Source organism: Chroococcidiopsis cubana SAG 39.79, assembly GCF_003991895.1.
Taxonomy (GTDB): domain Bacteria; phylum Cyanobacteriota; class Cyanobacteriia; order Cyanobacteriales; family Chroococcidiopsidaceae; genus Chroococcidiopsis; species Chroococcidiopsis thermalis.
On the sequence record NZ_RSCK01000019.1, the window covers coordinates 16,448 to 35,778 of the forward strand.

At 44.1% G+C, this 19,331-nt stretch carries 22 protein-coding genes; 14 read left to right on the plus strand and 8 right to left on the minus strand.

The genetic code is table 11. The annotated features are described in order from the left end of the window. The first annotated feature begins 77 nt into the window (after positions 1–77). Positions 78–266, plus strand: coding sequence for a hypothetical protein (locus DSM107010_RS14015; RefSeq protein ID WP_015155373.1), 189 nt, complete (start codon positions 78–80; stop codon positions 264–266). Between the two features lie 223 nt (positions 267–489). On the opposite strand, the gene DSM107010_RS14020 is transcribed toward DSM107010_RS14015, so the two are convergent. From DSM107010_RS14020 to DSM107010_RS14030, 3 genes are all read right to left on the minus strand, one after another. Beyond that, positions 490–2,379: an ABC transporter ATP-binding protein gene (locus DSM107010_RS14020; protein ID WP_106167838.1), complete on the minus strand. Its 1,890-nt coding sequence runs from the start codon at positions 2,377–2,379 to the stop codon at positions 490–492. 212 nt (positions 2,380–2,591) lie between these two features. Beyond that, positions 2,592–3,074, minus strand: a complete 483-nt coding sequence (locus DSM107010_RS14025; RefSeq protein WP_015155375.1) for a single-stranded DNA-binding protein — start codon at positions 3,072–3,074, stop codon at positions 2,592–2,594. Between the two features lie 102 nt (positions 3,075–3,176). Further along, complete coding sequence (locus DSM107010_RS14030; protein WP_015155376.1) at positions 3,177–5,729, minus strand: mannose-1-phosphate guanyltransferase; 2,553 nt, start codon at positions 5,727–5,729, stop codon at positions 3,177–3,179. Positions 5,730–5,981: 252 nt separating this feature from the next. On the opposite strand from DSM107010_RS14030, the gene DSM107010_RS38425 reads away from it, so the two are divergent. The 4 genes from DSM107010_RS38425 to DSM107010_RS42225 all read left to right on the plus strand — a co-directional run bounded on the left by DSM107010_RS38425 (position 5,982) and on the right by DSM107010_RS42225 (position 7,672). Further along, entirely contained in the window at positions 5,982–6,140 is a 159-nt protein-coding gene (locus DSM107010_RS38425) for a hypothetical protein (RefSeq protein ID WP_158631784.1), read from the plus strand. 29 nt (positions 6,141–6,169) lie between these two features. Continuing rightward, positions 6,170–6,361: a hypothetical protein gene (locus DSM107010_RS14035; protein ID WP_015155377.1), complete on the plus strand. Its 192-nt coding sequence runs from the start codon at positions 6,170–6,172 to the stop codon at positions 6,359–6,361. After that, positions 6,358–7,293, plus strand: coding sequence for a cobalt-precorrin-6A reductase (locus DSM107010_RS14040; RefSeq protein WP_199755543.1), 936 nt, complete (start codon positions 6,358–6,360; stop codon positions 7,291–7,293). Before DSM107010_RS14035 ends, DSM107010_RS14040 begins: the two co-directional genes overlap by 4 nt. A gap of 244 nt (positions 7,294–7,537) precedes the next feature. Beyond that, positions 7,538–7,672: a hypothetical protein gene (locus tag DSM107010_RS42225; protein ID WP_258184080.1), complete on the plus strand. Its 135-nt coding sequence runs from the start codon at positions 7,538–7,540 to the stop codon at positions 7,670–7,672. A 152-nt stretch (positions 7,673–7,824) separates the two neighbouring features. Here DSM107010_RS42225 and DSM107010_RS14045 read toward each other — a convergent pair whose 3' ends face one another. The 3 genes from DSM107010_RS14045 to DSM107010_RS14055 all read right to left on the minus strand — a co-directional run bounded on the left by DSM107010_RS14045 (position 7,825) and on the right by DSM107010_RS14055 (position 9,222). Continuing rightward, a complete protein-coding gene (locus DSM107010_RS14045; RefSeq protein WP_106170649.1) occupies positions 7,825–8,433 on the minus strand; it encodes a 2OG-Fe(II) oxygenase in 609 nt (202 codons plus the stop codon). A 106-nt stretch (positions 8,434–8,539) separates the two neighbouring features. After that, positions 8,540–8,965: a type II toxin-antitoxin system VapC family toxin gene (locus DSM107010_RS14050; RefSeq protein WP_106170646.1), complete on the minus strand. Its 426-nt coding sequence runs from the start codon at positions 8,963–8,965 to the stop codon at positions 8,540–8,542. Further along, a complete protein-coding gene (locus DSM107010_RS14055) occupies positions 8,962–9,222 on the minus strand; it encodes a hypothetical protein (RefSeq protein ID WP_015155382.1) in 261 nt (86 codons plus the stop codon). Before DSM107010_RS14055 ends, DSM107010_RS14050 begins: the two co-directional genes overlap by 4 nt. A gap of 245 nt (positions 9,223–9,467) precedes the next feature. Here DSM107010_RS14055 and DSM107010_RS14060 point away from each other — a divergent pair, with 245 nt between their 5' ends. Both DSM107010_RS14060 and DSM107010_RS14065 read left to right on the plus strand, forming a co-directional pair. Continuing rightward, positions 9,468–9,683, plus strand: a complete 216-nt coding sequence (locus DSM107010_RS14060; protein WP_106170644.1) for a GNAT family N-acetyltransferase — start codon at positions 9,468–9,470, stop codon at positions 9,681–9,683. A 153-nt stretch (positions 9,684–9,836) separates the two neighbouring features. After that, a complete protein-coding gene (locus DSM107010_RS14065) occupies positions 9,837–10,031 on the plus strand; it encodes a heavy-metal-associated domain-containing protein (protein ID WP_015155383.1) in 195 nt (64 codons plus the stop codon). On the opposite strand, the gene DSM107010_RS14070 is transcribed toward DSM107010_RS14065, so the two are convergent. Then, positions 10,009–10,914, minus strand: coding sequence for an alpha/beta fold hydrolase (locus DSM107010_RS14070; RefSeq protein ID WP_106170641.1), 906 nt, complete (start codon positions 10,912–10,914; stop codon positions 10,009–10,011). The two genes, DSM107010_RS14065 and DSM107010_RS14070, sit on opposite strands and share 23 nt — an antisense overlap. A gap of 80 nt (positions 10,915–10,994) precedes the next feature. Between DSM107010_RS14070 and DSM107010_RS14075 the strand changes: the two genes are divergently transcribed. The 5 genes from DSM107010_RS14075 (at position 10,995) to DSM107010_RS14095 (ending at position 13,258) form a co-directional block, all read left to right on the plus strand. Continuing rightward, positions 10,995–11,231, plus strand: a complete 237-nt coding sequence (locus DSM107010_RS14075) for an AbrB/MazE/SpoVT family DNA-binding domain-containing protein (RefSeq protein ID WP_015155385.1) — start codon at positions 10,995–10,997, stop codon at positions 11,229–11,231. Continuing rightward, the gene (locus DSM107010_RS14080) at positions 11,225–11,557 is read left to right on the plus strand and encodes a type II toxin-antitoxin system PemK/MazF family toxin (protein ID WP_015155386.1); all 333 of its coding nucleotides are present in this window, start codon (positions 11,225–11,227) and stop codon (positions 11,555–11,557) included. The genes DSM107010_RS14075 and DSM107010_RS14080 overlap by 7 nt, the downstream gene beginning before the upstream one ends. Before the next feature lie 57 nt (positions 11,558–11,614). Then, on the plus strand, positions 11,615–11,827 hold the full coding sequence (locus DSM107010_RS14085; RefSeq protein ID WP_015155387.1) for a type II toxin-antitoxin system VapB family antitoxin: 213 nt from the start codon (positions 11,615–11,617) through the stop codon (positions 11,825–11,827). Then, entirely contained in the window at positions 11,814–12,215 is a 402-nt protein-coding gene (gene vapC / locus DSM107010_RS14090) for a type II toxin-antitoxin system VapC family toxin (RefSeq protein WP_106167900.1), read from the plus strand. Before DSM107010_RS14085 ends, vapC begins: the two co-directional genes overlap by 14 nt. 68 nt (positions 12,216–12,283) lie before the next feature. Further along, positions 12,284–13,258: a tyrosine-type recombinase/integrase gene (locus DSM107010_RS14095; RefSeq protein ID WP_106167899.1), complete on the plus strand. Its 975-nt coding sequence runs from the start codon at positions 12,284–12,286 to the stop codon at positions 13,256–13,258. Between the two features lie 75 nt (positions 13,259–13,333). Here DSM107010_RS14095 and DSM107010_RS14100 read toward each other — a convergent pair whose 3' ends face one another. Next, complete coding sequence (locus DSM107010_RS14100; RefSeq protein WP_106167898.1) at positions 13,334–14,485, minus strand: tyrosine-type recombinase/integrase; 1,152 nt, start codon at positions 14,483–14,485, stop codon at positions 13,334–13,336. A 398-nt stretch (positions 14,486–14,883) separates the two neighbouring features. On the opposite strand from DSM107010_RS14100, the gene DSM107010_RS14105 reads away from it, so the two are divergent. Both DSM107010_RS14105 and DSM107010_RS14110 read left to right on the plus strand, forming a co-directional pair. Next, positions 14,884–15,468, plus strand: coding sequence for an endonuclease dU (locus tag DSM107010_RS14105; RefSeq protein ID WP_015155391.1), 585 nt, complete (start codon positions 14,884–14,886; stop codon positions 15,466–15,468). A gap of 140 nt (positions 15,469–15,608) precedes the next feature. Continuing rightward, a complete protein-coding gene (locus DSM107010_RS14110; RefSeq protein ID WP_106167897.1) occupies positions 15,609–19,283 on the plus strand; it encodes a DUF2157 domain-containing protein in 3,675 nt (1,224 codons plus the stop codon). Positions 19,284–19,331: the final 48 nt, after the last annotated feature.

Genomic DNA, 19,331 nt, shown 5'->3' on the forward strand with positions numbered 1-19,331 from the left:
GCCTATGCTTACGTTATAGCTGAATCTTAGAACTTGGCTAACGAATAATAAAAATTATTTCGGCTTGGAGTTACGTAATGCTGAGCGAAATTACCTTAAATCCCACCTTATCCGAGCAAACATCTGAATGCCACATCGGTGAATGTCTCATCGATCGCGCTGAAATCGATTGCTATCCCTACGCGACTCGGGGAGTTTTGTTTGGAATTCTCTTTGGGAGTCTGTTTTGGGGGGCGATCGCTGGTGTCTTCATGCTACTACTGTAAAATATCTTAAGCTTGACTAACTCGCTAGCGATCGCGGGAACTCAAAAGCGAGAACAGCTACTTTTATGTTGTTACCAGTCAAAAATTACCGATTTCAGATATCGATCTCCCGATCTTTCAGGGTTTGCTGTCTTTCCTACTTTCAAAAAAAGATTTTAATGCATTAATTAAGGTGGGCATTGCCCACCCTACTAATAACTAGATAAACATTACTGATAACTGGTCACTGCTCCCTGATCGCTGATATATGTTGCTGGCGTTGGTGAATTCTTTCTGGCGAACCCGTAGGGATCGAAGCGATTAATTTGCGCGTGTATTCTTGTTGCGGTTGGGAATAAATTGTTTCTGCACTTCCCTGTTCGACAAGTTGTCCCTGATTCATCACCAAAATGCGATCGCTCATGAATTTTACCACGCTCAAATCGTGAGAAATAAATATATAAGTGAGCTTTAATTCTTGTTGTAATTCTTTTAAAAGATTGAGTACCTGTGCTTGTACCGACACATCTAATGAGGAAACAGATTCATCGCAGATAATAAATTTAACTTCAGGATAAAGAGCTAGCGCTCTAGCAATACAAATTCGCTGCCGTTGTCCGCCAGAAAATTCATGAGGATAGCGGTTCATCAATTTAGGTTCTATCCCAACTTTAGCTAAAAATTCTGCGGCTCTTTCTCGTCGCTGTCTCGTTGTCTTACTCGTGCCATGAATCCACATTGGTTCCATCACTGCATCGCCAATCTTCATCCGAGGATCGAGAGAACTATATGGATTTTGAAACACGATTTGCATTTCGCGGCGGAGTCGCTGTAACTGTTCGCCTTTAAGTGTGGTGACATCTTTGCCAGCAAAAAAGATTTTCCCGCCCATCGGTTGAATCAACCGTAAAATCGTTCTCCCCAAAGTTGTTTTGCCGCAACCAGATTCACCGACTAATCCCAAAGTTTCCCCTGGATAAACTTGAAACTCAACGTTATTTACTGCCATGAAATAGCGCTTTGCTCGACCGAACCCTCCCCGGATGGGAAAGCCAACTTGAAGATTTTTGACTTCTAACAGAGGTGGCTGTTGTTGTAATTGCTCTACCCGTTGGTGAGTGGCTTCTGATGGAATTAAAGCGGGATAATGCGGTTGTTTTGACTCAATTTCCAATTCTCCTGTAGGGGTTTCCCTCACAGTCATGAAGTCGGCAACTGTCAGGAGTTTTTGCGGTCGGGAATCTAGCGCCGGACGACAGGCTAATAAGCCTTTCGTGTAAGGGTGTTGGGGTTGGGAGAAAATCTGCTCTACTGCACCGTACTCGACAATTTTCCCCTTGTACATCACCGCGATCGCATCGGCAATTTCTGCCACCAATCCCAAGTCGTGGGTAATAAACATCATCGACATCTGACGGCGATCGCGCAATTCCCGCAACAAGTCCATAATCGTCGCTTGTACGGTCACGTCTAGGGCTGTGGTAGGCTCGTCAGCAATCAAAATGGCGGGATTGCAGGAAATTGCCATTGCAATTGTCACCCGCTGTAATTGCCCTCCTGATAGCTCGTGGGGATAGCGATCGAGTATGGCGAGTTTTTGTTGGTTGACCCAGGTTTGAATTTCCCTTGACGATGCATTTGGCTGCTTGACGGTGGCGAAATATTTCTGTTGTAACTCTTCGTCACTGGGTAAAAGTTTGACTTCCTGCAACCGTGCCGTGGCTTGACGACGGGCTTCAGCTTGAGATACGTTTTGATGCAAGCGAATGGCTTCAGTTAATTGAAACCCAATTGTAAAGACTGGGTTGAGGGCGCTCATCGGCTCTTGAAACACCATTGCCAAGCGATCGCCCCGATATTTCTGCATCTGGGCAGGAGATAGTTGCAATAAATCTACTGCCTGCCCGTCTGCTGCCCAAAATTTGATTTGTCCCCCCGTCACCTTCCCAGGAGTCGGAATCAGTCCCATCATCGCCAAGGACGTGACTGATTTTCCCGAACCCGATTCCCCTACAATTCCCAGGGTTTGCCCCCGCTTCAGTTCAAACGAAATGCCGTTAACAGCTTTAATGAGTCTATTGTCATCTGTAGCAAACTCTACGTGTAAATCGCGAACTGTGAGGACATCACTCATAGGAGTTAGCGGGGCGATCGATAAATTAACTGGATCTTAACAGCACCGCTTGGTAGTTGGTAATTGGTAATTGGTAGTTGGTGAGTTAAGCAAGAGGCGAGAGACGAGAGAAATAACTCGTGAATGTTTGAATTCTTCTGGCTCCTGACTCCTAGTTTTTGACTTTTAACTTTTGCCTTTTGACCTCCCCATTACCCATTACCCATTACCAGTTAAAACGGAATATCATCCTCATCGACTTCTACAGGCGCTTTGGGTGACTCTTGAGGTGCGGCTACGGCGACAGGGGTGGGTTGTCTTTCGACTGGCGCTGAAGCACGCGGCTGGGGCGCTGGTGGGGTGTAGCTACTTGTTTCTTCCCGTTCGGTGGCGGAAGACATGAGGTTAACACCATCCAGCCTGTGAATGCGTTGTGCGGTTAATTCAGCGCGTTTCTCTTTAAAGCCCTCTTGTCGCTCTACAGTATTCATACCTAAACGACCTTCAATAATGACGCGATCGCCTTTGTGGTAGTTTTGCTGAATTTCGTCTGCCATTTTGCCCCAACCGACAACTCTTAGAGTCGCTGGGGGGTCTTCTGCCCGTAGCCCAGGAATACTAACCATCATTTCGGCGATCGCCAGCAGGTTGTCGTTATTGACGTGACGTAGTTGCGGCTCTTCTTTAATTTCTGCCATCAAAATACAGCTGTTCATGTCTTCGTCTCCTTTGTGTAGGGTGTAGGGAGTCGTTATTGGTGGTTGAAAGTAGACGGTTAACCGTCTACTTTCAACTCACTTCTCCTTTATACTTCATCCCTATCTTGCCTCTAGTCCTTCAAGAGATGAGACGGATGGCTCCACTCCTTGTTCTTGTTCCACGAACTCTTGAACGCGGTGGCGGTATTCCCGCAGGGATTCATCTATCCAATCTCGATCGTTACTATTTGCGAACAAATGTACCACTGGTTCCCCTGCATCTGGCAAGATCAAAATCCAATTATCTTCATGGCGATCGAGAATCTTTACACCGTCGGTCAGTTCGAGTCTTTCTGCTGGATGGGTTTCGACGAGATGGCGCATCAAAGCTCCCTTGACCGTCCAAGGACACCGGACTGTATAAGATTTGTGGTAGACGCGGGGGAGTTCGGTGCGAATAGCGGCAAGCGATCGCTCTTGAATGGTCAGCATTTCGATTAGCTTGGCAATGCAGAACATCCCGTCGAACCCTGGATGCAATTGCGGGAAAATAAAGCCTGTTTCTCCACTTCCGCCTAAAACTACATTTGGCGTGCGACGGCATTCTTCCATTAAGGCGGTGGGGTTTGCCTTGGTACGAATGATTTTCGCATCGTGGCGACGGGCAATTTGCTCGACAGCACTAGAAACGTGAACGGGTACGACGACAGTGCCTCTGGGGTGTGCTGTCAGCATCATGTTGACCATCAAAGCCGTCAGCATTTCACCCCGAATTGGGATACCTGCTTCATCTACTAAGGTCATTTGTTCGCCATTCGCCGATACCTGCACGCCGAAATTAGCTTTGAGTGCTTCGACGACGTGACCGAGTTGCATCAGTAATGCTTCTTTCTCTACGGCACTGACGGCGGTTGGTTTGAGGCTAGCATTTAACACCACTGCATCGCAGCCAAATTTAGCTAGCATTTGCGGCAGGACTGCCCCAGTCACCGCATAAGAGTAGTCGATCACGACTTTAGAGTTGCTGTGGTGAACCGCTTCGACATTGAGGTGCTTTTCAAAGGCAGTGCAGTAGGTAGATACCATTTGGGTCGGATAGACGACATTACCGATTTCGTGAATTTGTACGCGCCGCAGGTCTTCTTTGAAATAAGCTCCTTCAATTTTCTTTTCTAGAGCTTTAGAAATATTGATGCCTTTGGGGTCGATAAATTCAATCAAAATGTAATCTGGGCGATCGGGATGCACTCTTACGTGAATGCCTCCAGACACTCCCATTGTTGAGATTACAGTTCGCGCCATTGGAATTGCAGTCGCATCGAGGTTTTGAATGTTGATCCCGACCGACATCAATCCTGCAATTAGCGATCGCGTGACCATGCGAGAAATACTGCGCTGGTCGCGGGAAACCGTTACCTGCGCCCCTGGTTTTAATGTCGAACCATAGGCGGCTCCCAGTTTGACGGCAAATTCGGGTGTAATGTCAATATTTGCCAATCCCGTCACGCCTCGCTGACCGAAGAGATTGCGCTGAGCGGTGTGACCCCAAATTAAGTTAATATTTAGCGTTGCGCCCGATTCAATTTGCTTGCTGGGCCAAACTCTGACGCTGGAACTGATCAGGGCTTCTTCTCCCACGGTAGAGAGAGAGCCTACTACCGCGCCTTCAAGGACGTGGGCGCGACGGTCTACCCGCGTACCGCGAGAAATAACGCAGGCTCTCAAGTGCGCCTCATCTCCAATCAGCGCTCCATTCCAGACAATCGGGCGCTTCAGGTTGGCATCAGCGCCAACGGTAACGTTGTCGCCAATGACCGTACCCGCAGAAATTTGAACTCTGGCTCCAATGCGGCAATTATCACCGATTAAACAAGGGGCTTCTAGGCTGGCAGTCGGATCGATGTGAGTATTTTGTCCTATCCAGATTCCTGAAGACCGCTCTTCGTAGGCATAGTCGAGTTTGACTTTGCGATCGAGTGCGTCGTACTGACTTTCTCGATAGGCATCTAAGTGACCGACATCGCACCAGTAGCCTTGAGCAATGTAACCATACATTGGCTCGTCTTTTTCCAATAATAAGGGAAATAATTCTTTAGAAAAGTCACTTTCTTGATTTTCTGGCAGATATTCCAATACTTCTGGTTCCAAAATATAAGTACCAGTATTTACCGTGTCGGAAAAAATTTCGCTAGAAGAAGGTTTCTCTAAAAAGCGGCGGATGCGTTGCGATTCATCTGTAATTACTACACCAAATTCAATTGGGTTGGGAACGCGGGTTAAAACTACAGTGGCTTTCGATTTTTTCTGTTTGTGAAATTCTATGGCTGCGGTGAGGTCAAAATCTGTGATGCTGTCACCGCTAATCACTAAAAACGTGCGATCGAGCAATTCTGCGATATTTTTGACGCAGCCTGCCGTTCCTAGCGGCTGATCTTCCTCAACGGCATAAGTCATCTGTACGCCAAAGTCGCTACCATCTTGAAAGTAGTCGCGCATTACGTCAGGTAAGTAGTGTAGAGTGGCAATCACTTCTGTAATCTGATGCCGTTTGAGCAGATTAATAATATGTTCTGCGATCGGTCGATTCAGCACTGGAACCATCGGTTTAGGAAGATCGCAAGTCAGCGGTCGAAGCCGCGTTCCAGATCCTCCAGCCATCAGTACTGCGCGCATAATTCCTCCTTAGATGTTCCACCCATTAGTGGTGTAAAGCCAACACTTTGAGCAACGCTAGTCTTTATCTAGTTTCCTATGTCTCTCCCACTTGCGGCACTCCCACAGGTTACATCCCACCAACAAACTCGATGGATTCTACCTACCACGCTTTCCAACTAATCATGCTACGGGCATTCAAGCAACTGCAATAGCGCTAGAAGCGGTATCAATTGTGTCAGCTAAACTGGGAGAAGGTGTGGAGTGTAGGGCGTGGGGTGTGAGGACAAGGGAGAGGGGGGAGACAAGGGAGACAAGGGAGACAAGGGAGACAAGGGAGACAAGGGAGACAAGGGAGACAAGGGAGACAAGGGAGACAAGGCAAGCAGAGGAGAAATTACCGATCGCTGGTCACTGGTCACTGATAACTGATAACTGATAACTGTAGAGGTAGATGCGGAATGAGTAGTTTAATTACTTTGTTATTAGTCTTAGCTTATGGCGGTGGTGTTTGGAAGTTCTGGACTGGATTTCACCGCACAAATTTCTCTCGCTCTTTTACTAACAGGCTAAGATTATCTCTACTGTGGCCTGCTTTGATCGTGGCAAATAAGTCTTATCGCCAGAATTTTAGAAGAGCGCTGAAGGGATGATGGAAAGGAGACAGAAGGGGGACAAGGAAGACAAGGGGGATAAGGGAGAGATTCACTCTCAAATCCGAAATCTAAAGTCTAAAATTTCCCTCACTCCTCAACGCCAGATGTTTCAAGTCGAGGAACCGCAAGAGCGCACTGGCTCCTCGTCACTCCTCACTCCTCTGTGGCTCATTGGTGGAACGCAGGAAAGCGCTCAATTGGCTGAGGCGATCGCACGGGCTAATTTGCCGTGTATAATTTCTGTCACAACGGAATCAGCTCGCGCGCTCTACCCCGATGCGGCTTGTCTGCAAGTACGGGTGGGGCGTTTTACCTGTTTGGAGATTGAAGCGTTCGTGCAACAGCAGGTGGTTGGTGTGTTGGATGCATCACACCCCTATGCTGTGGAAATTTCTCAAAGTGCGATCGCAGTTTGTCAAAAGTTGGGAATTCCTTATTTGCGGTACGAGCGTCCTGTTTTAAAGGGAGCAGGGACGGGCTGGGAGCAGGGAGCAGAGGAACGAATAGATAGTTTTGAATCTTTGCTGTCGGGGGACTACTTACAGGGACAAAGGGTGTTACTAACTATTGGTTATCGTCCTTTGCATTTGTTTCAAGCTTGGCAGGATAAGGCGACTTTATTTGCCCGTATTTTACCTAGTGCGATCGCATTAGAATCTGCTTTGAAGGCTGGGTTTGCTAACGATCGCTTAATTTGTCTGCGTCCACCAATTTCGGCAGCTTTGGAGGCGGCTTTGTGGCGACAATGGAATATTTCTGTAGTGGTGACTAAAGCTTCTGGTGCGCCTGGAGGAGAGGATGTGAAGCGGACTGTGGCTGCTGAATTAGGGATCGATTTAATTGCGATCGCTCGCCCAAATATTGAATATCCGCAGCAAACTAGCGATTTATCAGTGGCTCTAGATTTTTGCCGCATGTTATTTGGATAATTGAGGATTGGTGGCGGGCGATCGCAACTTTCCTAGTTTTGTTACTTTTTTGTTCCAGTTCTGTCACTTTTTTTAAGTTAAATTGTAGTCGAATGTGAAATCAAAGTTCCAGCTCTATAACTTTGTTTCCTATCTTTTTGTTTTCAAGCAAGTTGTAAATACTCGCTTCAAATTTATATGCAATTTAGTAGAGGAATACGGTAAAAGTATAGCCATATAATCCTAATATTTAGGAGGATTTTTCATGAATTCATACATTTTCTTTGAAACTGCACTTCAGATTTTAGTAGTAGCTTATCTAATCTCAGTGGTGCTATTACTTGCAGCTTCTAAAATTGGTTTAGCAGTCATTGAAACTATTGAAGACGCTCAAGACTAATGGCAATAAGAAGAGATATGTCAACTCGACTAGAGTAGATCGATTTGATGCCCAAATTGTGAAAATTTTACCCAGTTATACTCCGAGGCGATCGCTTATCAATGACGCTCGATCCCACGTTTATACCCAAGCAACAATCAGCATACCCAAAACTACTTTTTTTTCTTTGAAGACTGATTCACTCTTGACTCGACAATAAACTTTGGAATTTCCCGCAGTTCGGACTCGCTCAAATTATACTGTTCGCAAACTAAGCTGAGGCGCTTTCCTGGGGTTTGTACGGGATTGACGGAATGGGTCAAATTGCCCTGAAAGTATACTAATGTATTAGCTTGTGGTTTAATCTGTCCGACTTGACGCTTATCGCAGCGCAGTATCAATTCTCCTCCTTGCATATCTGGTGGTAGTTGCACGTAAAGGACGCTGACGATTGTGGGTGGTTCGATGATTTTACAATAGGAACGTAAGGAGCGATCGATATGCGGATCGACACGGGAGCCTGCAGTTAGGAGTAAGGGATTGAGGTAAAAGGCATTACAATCCGATCGCAAGGCTAGATTGAGATATGGTTTGAAGTAAGGAAATTTTTGTTCTACTTCTGCTATTCCAGCACGTTGAAATACTACAGAAAATCCTTTGGTTCCTACAAAGTCACGGTTGAGATTGTTGGTAGTAAAGTAGGGACACGCTTGAATTTCTCCCCATAAGTCGTTGAGGTAGTTGCTGGGAAAGCAAGCTGGTTGTTGGTGGTAGTATTTCAGTTTCACAAGAAACAGAGAGTAGGGGGAAAATTCGGAATTCGGAATTCGGAATTCAAGACTTTTGACTTTTTTATTTATACCCAATATGCGGAATTAATACCCAAAATTAACTGGGACGAAAGACGCGATCGAACGGTTGCTTGCGGTAGCGTCTGTAGATGTCGAAATCTGCGTCTAATGCGGCGATCGCGCTGATATCCAATCTTTCTGATATAGTCACCAAAGCAAGATCGGCAAAGTCTGGCTTCAGATCGGCATACTGAAGATTTAATTCTACGATACGGGTGAAATCGTTTGGTTGCAGGTGTTCGATCTCAATTATTTCTTGTGCCACCATAAGCAATAGATCGTTTTGCACCAGTGGATTTCGCGGTAGTAAGTGTAGAGATTCCGTGATGCAAGCTACCGTTGTCAACATGATACTGGTAGAGTTCATCATGAATGGATAGACTTGAGCATGATAGCGATCGTTCCGATTAAAGAAAGCGACAAGTATACCCGTATCTACCAGAAAAATCGGATAATAGCTCATTCTGGATTTTCTTCCAGCAATCGTTTGGCAATATAGCGTTTACGCGCTTTCCGTTCTGACAAATCTGGCACTCCATCAAATAAGTGGGGTTCTCTTCCCATGCGTTCTGCTAGTGTTTGCTTACCAGCTTGCAGACTCAACCACTTCTGATTGATGATTCTCCTTATTGTCTCGCTTCTATCTGCTTGTTCGTGCGCCACAATCTCAGCTAGCCGCGCCTCGGTTTCTGCGTCTAGTCTGACAGCTATTAGTCCCATATTTGTACTCCTGTTTGTTATACAAGTATAACGCAAGCGATCGCGCTTGGATACGATGCTTTGCGTTGTTGTAGAGCAAATACATCAAATGCATACCTAAATAGCAAATAAAATACCCAAAACCTAAAGTGCGAGGAGAAAATCTGATGTAGCGATATGCGATCGCCAGGTGGTAGGGTTTTAAAGTATGGAACCGTTTGCTACATACACCCATGCTTTCGACCATGTAGGTGTACTAGGAACTTATGTGGATCTGTCATACTAGAAAGCTATTTGCAGTCATGTTTGAGGCTTCACGCCTGAAGGGATATGAGAAAATATTCACATTCATTCGTGCAGATAACACAGCAGCTTTAACGACATATCTCAACCAAGGTTTTCAGATTGTCGGTACGGCAAAAAGACATGCCAAGATCGATCGAATCTATCTAGACGAAATTATTGTCGAACGATTTGTGTAGAAATTGAGCAGTGGTGAGAATTATCAAATTTCAAGCGATCGCTCTACTAGAGTACGTCCTGCTTATACCCAGAAATTGAGATTTATACCTATATATTCAACTTGAAGCATAAATCTGATACTCTAAACTTGAGTAGAATTCAGTTTTATAGTTATGTCACTACAACTGAAGGTTCCGAGTATTGTCTGTGATGGCTGTGCAGAAACAATTACCAAAGCGGTTAAATCTGTGGATGCAGATGCTCAAGTTGATGTGGATGTCTCGGCTAAGACTGTTAAAGTGGAAGGCGCACAGTCTGAAGAGTCCATTAAACAAGCTATTACGGCTACTGGTCACACGGTAGAGTAGAATCGACAAATTCTAAAATGTGTTGTGCTGTCATTTGTGGCTGTTCTAGATGAGGAACGTGTCCGCAATCTTGAATCCAAATCAGTTGACTTTGGGCGATCGCGCGTTTAAATCTATAAGCATCGGTAGTACCCAAGATCCGATCGTCTTTTCCCCATAAAATTAGTGTTGGTGGTTGGATTTGGTTAAGTCTGTTTTTAAAGGAACTATATCCACCACTCTTGGTAAAAGCAATTAACGCCTGACTCCACTGAGAACATTCTAAATGTAGTGCGGCACAGACTTGAGCGTCAATGGAAGCAAGTGTCTTATTTTTATAAGCAGCACGACTAATACTATGACGGATTCTAGGATTTTTTAAAAACTCAGTCGCTAAACGATCTAGTGGTGGAAACATATATTTACTCATCACCGAACCACCAGCTACTCCAGCACTATCAATTAAGACTAACTTTTGCACCGCATCTGGATATGTCAGCGTGAAATCTATGGCTGCTGCGCCTTCCATCGACGCACCTACTAAAATTACAGGCTTTTGAATCAGAGTTTTCCAGAAATAATATAGATGAGTCTTAATCGTATCGGGAGTAATCTTAACTCCTGCAACTCTGTCGGTAAACCCAAAACCGAATAAATCTACTGCCCAAGTTTCGTGATGAGCTGCTAATAGTGGTAATAATCGACGAAACTCTAACACGGAACTATCAAAACCGTGAATTAATAATATGGGGATTTCTCCACTACCTTGTCTGACGTATGTGGTTGCGATCGCTTCTGGAGATAATGGAGTGGCGATCGCCTGTTGCTGTATATTCTGAGCTAATGCGATCGATGTCGCTTCAGTGAGTTGCGTGACAAGCTGGGGAAGAAATTGGGCAAACATACAAATTGTTTTCTATTTCGATCTTAAATTGTAATTCAATATTGATATACTTTGTATATCCAAAGTATAGCTATAAGACAATGCGAAGTTCAATCGGTAAATGGGGAAATTCGCTGGGATTGAGGATACCCAGACATATTGTAGAAGAATTATCTCTGCATCCAAATGATGAAGTTGAGTGTCGCGTTGAAAAAGGTAGATTGATTGTTGAGGTCGTACACAAGCGCAAATACACCTTAGAGGAATTGCTTTCTCAAGAGATGGAACCCGAACCAGAAATCGACTGGGGTAAACCTATGGGTGAAGAAGCGTGGTAGAAGTTCCAGCGCGAGGTACTTTCATTTGGCTGAATTTTGAACCGCAATCTGGACGCGAACAAATGGGTAGAAGACCTGCTTTAGTTGTTAGCCATACAGCTTTTAACCGCAAGCGTGGTTTTGCGTTCGTTTGTCCCATCAGTAATACTAGACGGAAAAATCCTTTTTATATTGCGATTCCAGAAGGTTTAGCTGTAACTGGAGTCATCATGTGCGACCAATTGCGATCGCTAGATTATCGCATCAGAAATGCAGAGTTTTTAGGTGAATGTCCTATTTCCCTACTAGAAGAAGTCTTACTCCGAATTCAACCGATCTTCTTGTAGAGAAAACCGGATTTTTTGTGTATAATACACTTAGATAAACACAGTATACACATAAAAATGCGAACAAATATCGAGCTTGACGATACATTAGTTGAAGAAGCCTTTCGACTTACCAACGTCCGTACTAAAAAGGAACTTTTGCATCTAGCGTTGCAAGAATTAATTCGCTCTCAGAAAAAGAAAAATCTACTCGATTTGGCTGGAAAAATTGAGTTTTACGACGATTACGATCCCAAAGCACTCAGAACAAATCGCCATGCTGCTGATTGATACATCTGTTTGGGTAAGTGTATTTCGAGATAAAACAGGACTTGTACGCCAGCAACTTCAATCAATCATTAGCGATCGCGATGTGATTCTAACTCGTTTCAGCCAGTTAGAACTGTTACAAGGATGTCGAGACGACCGCGAGTGGAGATTATTACACAGCTACTTGCAAGCCCAAGATTATGTTGAATTAGATGCTGAATCTTGGCAAGCTGCCGCACGTATATACTTTGAATTACGCAGACAAGGATTAACCGTGTGTAGTCCGATTAACTGCTGTATTGCTCAATTAGCTATAGACCATGCATTAACTTTAATTCATGACGATCGCGACTTTGAAGTTATTAGTAGCGTGCGATCGCTGCAACAAATCCGCTTTCAGCCAAAATAGTTGAAAACTCTAGACATATTGATATATGGAGGTTATAGTAGGTTGCGGAAAGGCGCATTATCGTAACCATGAGCCAATTAAGTCGGCTGACAGCCCCTAAATCGAGTTTCAACATTCAACCCCAAGAAGATATTTTGGGAAATTTATTGGCAAATAAGCGCAGCGAAAATACTCGTCGCGCCTATGCTAAAGATTTAAAAGATTTCTTCGTCACGATGGCAGGAGTTGAACCAGATCGCAATTTGATTGCCGAATTCCTCCAACTTTCTCGATTCAACGCCACAGCCTTAGTACTTAAATATAAGGCAGTTCTGATCGATCGCAATTTATCGGAAGCAACAATTAACCGTCGATTAGCAGCAATAAAATCTTTAGTTAACTACGCACGTCAAATTGGGATGTGCGATTACAGTTTGGACGATATTGCAGGAGAGAAGGTAAAGGCTTATCGCGATACGAGTGGAGTGAGTTTAGAAGCGTATCGTCAGGTGTTAGATATTGTCGATCGCAACACGCTTAAAGGCAAACGCGATTATGCGATATTACGATTGCTGTGGGATAATGCCTTGAGACGCGGAGAATTAGTTAAAGCGAATGTAAGTGACTTCGATCCAGATAGGCGATCGCTAACTATATATGGAAAAGGTCGAGGCACTCAAGCCGAGACAGTCAGTTTATCTGAGTCTACAGTAGCAGCATTACAAGAATGGTTGTGCGAACGCGGTAAAGCTAAGCGTAACGAACCATTATTTATTGCACTCGATCGCGCCAGTTACAGTCATCGTCTCACGGGTACTGCTATATATAAGATCGTACAGGCAATGGCAGAAACAGCAGGATTGAAAAAACGCCTCAGTCCCCACAGAGTTAGACACTCTGGAATTACAGCTGCATTGGATGCAACAGGTGGAAACGTTCGCATGGTACAGAAATTATCTCGTCATGCCAGGTTAGATACATTAATGGTTTACGACGACAATCGCCAAAATCACCAAGCCGAAGTCACTGGATTATTAGCAGCATTGATTGAAGGAGAATCGTAGGGGCGGGTTTAGCAGATAGCCTAAAAACCCCAACAGCAAATCTTCATTCAAAACCCGCCCGTACAGAGGGAAAAATTACCCATTAGCGTACAAATCTGGAAGCACAGAAACAGACGGAATATACTCAGCATAATCGCGATCGAGAGATTGCAGATCGCAACCAGTAATTTGAGCCACCACAGCCGGATTTACACCCGCACTCAAACACGTACAAATAAACGTGTGTCTTGTATTGGAAGGTTTGCGATATTCCACACCAGCCAACTCCAACATTTTCACCCAAGCACGGTTGCGAAAATTGCGATCGTCAATCGGTAATCCTTCAGGACTCGGGAAGATAAGATCTTCTAGTAAATAATTTTCGGGTTTTCTAGTTTGAAGCAATAATCTAATTCTGTCATTTAAGGGAATAGAGCGAACTTTATTTGTCTGAGGGACACCCCGACTCATAGATTCTCCAATCCAAATACTTGACATATTAGAGTTAATATGCGTCCAACGTAAAGCGATCGCCTCTGTAGTTCGTACCCCAGTTAAAAATAAAAATTCGACAAAATCGGCATAGTGTTTGTATTGAGGGTGAGTTTTGAAAGCAGCGAGAATTGCCTTAACTTCCTCTTGTGTAAATGGTTTGAGTGGTTGTTTGGGTGCTGACTCCACCTGCTTTTGTAAATCTTTCCAGGGGTTCGCTTCCACAAAACCCTTCGTTATTCCCCAACTCCAACAAGCACTGAGTAAAATCAGCCTTTCTTTCCTGGCGCGTTCGGCGTTCTTACTCTGAAGCCAAGCATTGAATTGTTCTACATGAGTTTGTAGAATTGCGATCGCATTTTGTGCGGCTAGTAATTTCCGCGTCTCATCCTCTCGATAGTAAAACTGGTGCAGATATTTCAGAGTTGTCTTGTAGCGATCTAAACTTCTGGGATGTAAAGACTGAGACTTATACTCCATAAACTGTTGGAATAATTCGGCACAAGTAAGAAGTTGCGCGTCATTAACTGGTTTTTCAGCTAAGCTTTGGGGTTTGTATTTAGCCAGAGTGGTGTCAAAATTACCAGAAATCGCATCCAACTCAATTTGACGCGCCTTCAACTCTGCCAACATTCGACTCTCTTGAGTATCTGGCAATCCTAGAGATAAACAATACCGCTTTCCCGAAACTCGCCAACGCAGTCTCAGCCTATCTTTAAAACTTTCTACAACAACCGAACCTTTACTTGCCTTCATTATTAGGTATTTATTTCGTGTTTTAGGTATACAAGCGAGAGGACAGAGACAACAAGCGCTAGAGAATATCAGGTATAGATTAAACTATTTGGGTATCAAAACGAGATATTCCAATGTAAAAATATTGATTGTTTAAGTTTGGGTATAAGTAGCATATTTTAGGTATTTAATTGACTGAATCTTCACTCGATCGCGTTTCAAGAGTTTTTCACCCAGATTTGGGTATAATCCATGTATTCTAGGTATAAAACTGATTTTTTAAAATATTTAGGTATAGCATCCCAAATTTGGGTATTTTTTTGATGTAATCTAATCCTGAAAATATATTGCTTTGCACATCTATATTCATTTGCATAACTGCGTTTCAATAATTCTAGAAACAAAGTACTGCAAACCCAGTGAAACTAGAAACATTACTAGCACGCGATCGCACCATTCGCGTTATCGGTTTTGACGATGCGCCATTCGTGCGCCGACGCAGTAGCAGTGTCTCAATCGTCGGTGTTATTTGTGCAGAGACGCGATTTGAAGGGATGGTATGGGGAAAAGTGCGACAAGACGGCTGGAACGCTACAGATACAATCTGTCAGTTACTTTTAGGCAAAAAATTTCTGCCTCAACTCCACATATTGCTATTAGATGGAATCGGCTTTGGTGGCTTTAACATCATCGACTTACCCAAACTTGCAGACAAACTAAAAATTCCCTGCGTTACCGTCATGCGCCGACAACCAAACATGACAAAGATAGAAACAGCACTACAACGCTTACCCCAACCCCATCGCCGTTTAGAACTGATGCGCCGTGCGGGAAAAGTTCACGCATATCCGCCATTTTTCTTTCAAGTCTGCGGGGAAGATCCAGATGTTATCTCAGCTGTATTACAAAGATTAAGCGATCGCGGTCACGTACCAGAAGCCCTAAGATTAGCACATTTAATTGGTGCGGCAGTCGTAAAAGGAGAAAGCGGGAGTTCAGCTTAGCGCCTACTCTACGAGAACGCTGCGCGTATGCGTCTTTGCGCGACACGATCTTCGATCGCCAACTTAAAAACTAGCACATTTACCGAGAGTTAAATTTCCCTACAATCGGCATGATGAGGTATGCGCTGAGATAGCTAGCCATGACCTCACAACCAGAGCGAATCGAGATAAAACTAACAATACCAGCTACACAACCCCAGTTGTTAGAAGGATTAGATCTGTGGTTGCGCTTGGGGTTGCTTTCTGAAACTCAAGTTATCCAAATTTGTCGCACTTACCTAGTTTGTGCCTTACCCCTACCTGAAGTAACTCCTCAAGCAGACTTTATTACGACAACACAAGCAGAAACACCCGTTCCAATTAGAACTCGTCCCGCACCCATACTCAGCCGGATTTTATCTTCCTTGATGGAAGAAATTAGCGTCGTGTGGCTGCTATTTCTAGGCGTGTTCATGGTAGTCGTATCCTCTGGGGTACTAGCTGCGAGTCAGTGGCAAAACTTTTCCTCAGTCGGACAATATGCCATTTTATTCGGCTACACCTTAGCATTTTGGGTTGCTTGCTGGTGGACGCGACAACGACCGAATTTGAGTTTGACAAGCAGGATTTTACAAGTCACCACCCTATCCCTAATTCCAGTTAACTTCTGGGCAATCGATGGGTTTCAGTTGTGGTGGGATGGATTGGGATTAATAGTAGGAGCGATCGCAATTTTAAGTTTATCTGCGATCGCCTGGATGTTACTGCAAGCTGCATTACCGATTAGAGTGAATACTCTTGCACTGAGTTGGCTGCAATTGGGTTGGATAATACCCGGGTTTCCCCTCATTGCTATTTATAGCGGTACGTTAGGGACAGCAGGAGTATTATGGCATCGGGTAGAAAAGCGTCAGGCAAGTTTAATTGATTTAGGGATGAGTGGCGTTGTTCTGGCTATTTCCACCTTACTGCTTTTGGGTAGGGGAGTCCTACGTGCAGGCGTACCCATAGATGCAATTGGACTGGCGTTAGGGATTTGCGGCTGGGTACTTTGTTGGTTAACTCGCCGTCAGGTACAACCTCTATTGACTCGCACGGGTATCGGGTTATTAGTATTGGGTTGGATAGTCGCTGTCAATGTCGAACCACCTTGGCAAGCGATCGCAGTTAGTATTTTAGGTATCTGGTTATTAGCAAATCGTCTGCAAAGACTTTGGCAAGTATGGGATTTACTCGCCCTATTTTTTGTTGGATTGCAGGCTTACTGTTTGCTATGGCGGCTGATTCCCATTGCAGGGAGGCAACAAATTATTGCCTTGGCAACCCAAATCGCCGGAGGTTATTTATTCCCAGGAGAACTCATCGGGCTAGCGCTTTTTCCTTATATTATTGTCACCTTAATTGTTGCCTCGCGCCTCCGGCGTGCCTCTCAACCAAAATTAGCTAGTTATACCGAAGGCGTGGCATTGATTTTAGGAAGCGTTCTTGCTTTATTTAGTTTATTCAATCCCTTGGTGCGATCGCTCTACTTATTAGCTTCTACTCTTACCTTAATAATTGTCCTCCGTCAGCGTCCAACTCGCGCCGCATGGTTAATTTATCTCACGCATGTAACAGGAATATTAACTTTATATGCATGGATAGGCTGGAGTTTTCCCAATCTCAATTCTCAATTCTGGGCAGTTATTTTATTAATTGGGATGATAGCAGAATGGGGGTTTGCATGTAGGGGCGCACAGCCGTGCGCCCTTACGCATCCAATCTGGCAGCGTAGTGCGTGGTATATCGGCTTAGCCTTAGCAGGATTGAGTTATCCCCTACTCATAGAAACAAATTCATACTGGGGATTAATTTGGCTAGCCACTCCCGCCTGTCTCACATTTCTCGGTAGTCGTACCATTCCTCAAGCAAGATTAGCAAATTGGCTGAGTGTTGTTGCCTTACTTCTAGCCCAAATCCTCACTGAAGCTAGAGTAACTCCTTTATTAATAAGTACGGCAGTCGCCACCAGTTTAATGTTAGTCAACACGCAGAAATTGCGATCGCAACTTGCCGCAGCAATAACTATTGGATTTGGCTTGAGTTTTGCGGGAACTTGTCTGTGGCAAATTTGGGGGGTTCCCCTCAATTGGTTACCAACATGGATTGGCGTTGCTTTATGGGGGTTGTGGATGTTACGGCGATTTCTCCCCACGGGAATTTATACCCCAGCATTAGACGGTTGGGCGATCGCGCTGAGTATAATTAATTTAACTTTCCTAACTTTAGGTAGGCTAGAAGTTTACCCCATACAAGATTTATACATAATTTTTGCCGCAGTTATAACCACAGGAGCAATTACTTATCGTAACTGGGAACAGCCGACAAATTTAGGTTTTTATGGGATTGCTTGGGGTACAGAATTAGTAGTAGCTAGTCTCGTATGGTGGAGTGTACCGTCTTTTATAAATATTGCGATCGCTAATTTAGGATTAGGACTAGCAACGCAATTAGGTGGTGATTGGTGGGTACGTCGTTCTGCCTTACCTTACCTTTCTAGTTGGCACGTTATCTCGCTTATATATGCAGTCATAGGATTAATTTTCGCCCACTATACATTTACTGCCTACACAGGACTTTACACGTTAGCAGCAGCATTAGTAGGAATTGGTGTTGGAAGGCGTTTACCTCTGCTCAAACCAATTACATTTATATCTGTATTTGGTATTTCCTTTGCTGCTTACGAACTTTTAATTTATCAATTGATCCAATCCAAAGGAGGGCAAGCAGGGGATGGCATAGTCTTACTATCAACCCTAGCCTGTGCAATCGCAATTATCTATCGTTTCTGTTCTCGGTGGTTGCTATTCTATTGGAGACTTACATCTCAAGAATTACTCGTAATTACCCATCTTCACTGGGGAATTGGTAGTCTTTTTTCCTTATTAGCATTAGGAGTAAATTTAAGTAATTTTGGCAGCAATCTTTGGCTAGTGGTTACAGTAGCATTAGCAGCTTATGCAGCTTGGCAAGGACGGAATCGAAATTTCTGGGTTTATTTGGGAGTCGTACAATTAACAATTGCAATTGCTCACCTTTTAAATCGAATTTTACCCCTATCTGCATTCCTGGATTGGTCAGCCGCGATCGCTTGTGTCTACGCCTACCTTTTATACTCCTTACCTTGGCAAACTTGGGGATGGTCGAAACAACCTTGGCAGCGTTCTGCTACTGTTTTACCAGGGGCAATTGTCTTGCTTACATTTAGTGAAATTTCAATTTCAAGTTTATTTCTCATCGCTGCTTTCTATGCTTGGCTGGCAAGGATAGAAAATCAGATTCGTCTCAGTTATATAAGTATTGTTTTAGCTGATTGGGCAATTATTCGACTGATTCAAGATTGGCAGTTCACCGATCCTTTGTGGTATGTTTCTATCTTGAGTGGTTCGTTGCTATATGTTGCCCAAGTCGATCCAACATTGCGATCGCCTACCGAAAAGGAAAAGCGTCACATTCTCCGCACTTTGGCTGTAGGGTTATTTTGTTTAACGGCTTTATATCAATCAGATAACAGCTTGTGGCAAGGAATTTTAACTATCTTTCTGGGTGTAGGTTTAATTTTAGCAGGAATCGTATTTCGCACCCGCGCTTATTTATATGTTGGAACGCTAACTTTTATTACAAAAGTCTTGCGTCAGCTTTGGCTATTTATCGATAATTATTCTTTACTACTATGGGCAATTGGAATTGTAGTCGGATTGCTATTTATTTGGATTGCTGCCACATTTGAAGCGCGTCGCACTCAAGCGATCGCCTTGATGCAAACTTGGATTCGAGAATTAGAAAGCTGGGAATAAAGCTGTAATCTTACGGAAAGTTTCTAGCTAATCACCCCACACAAGGAG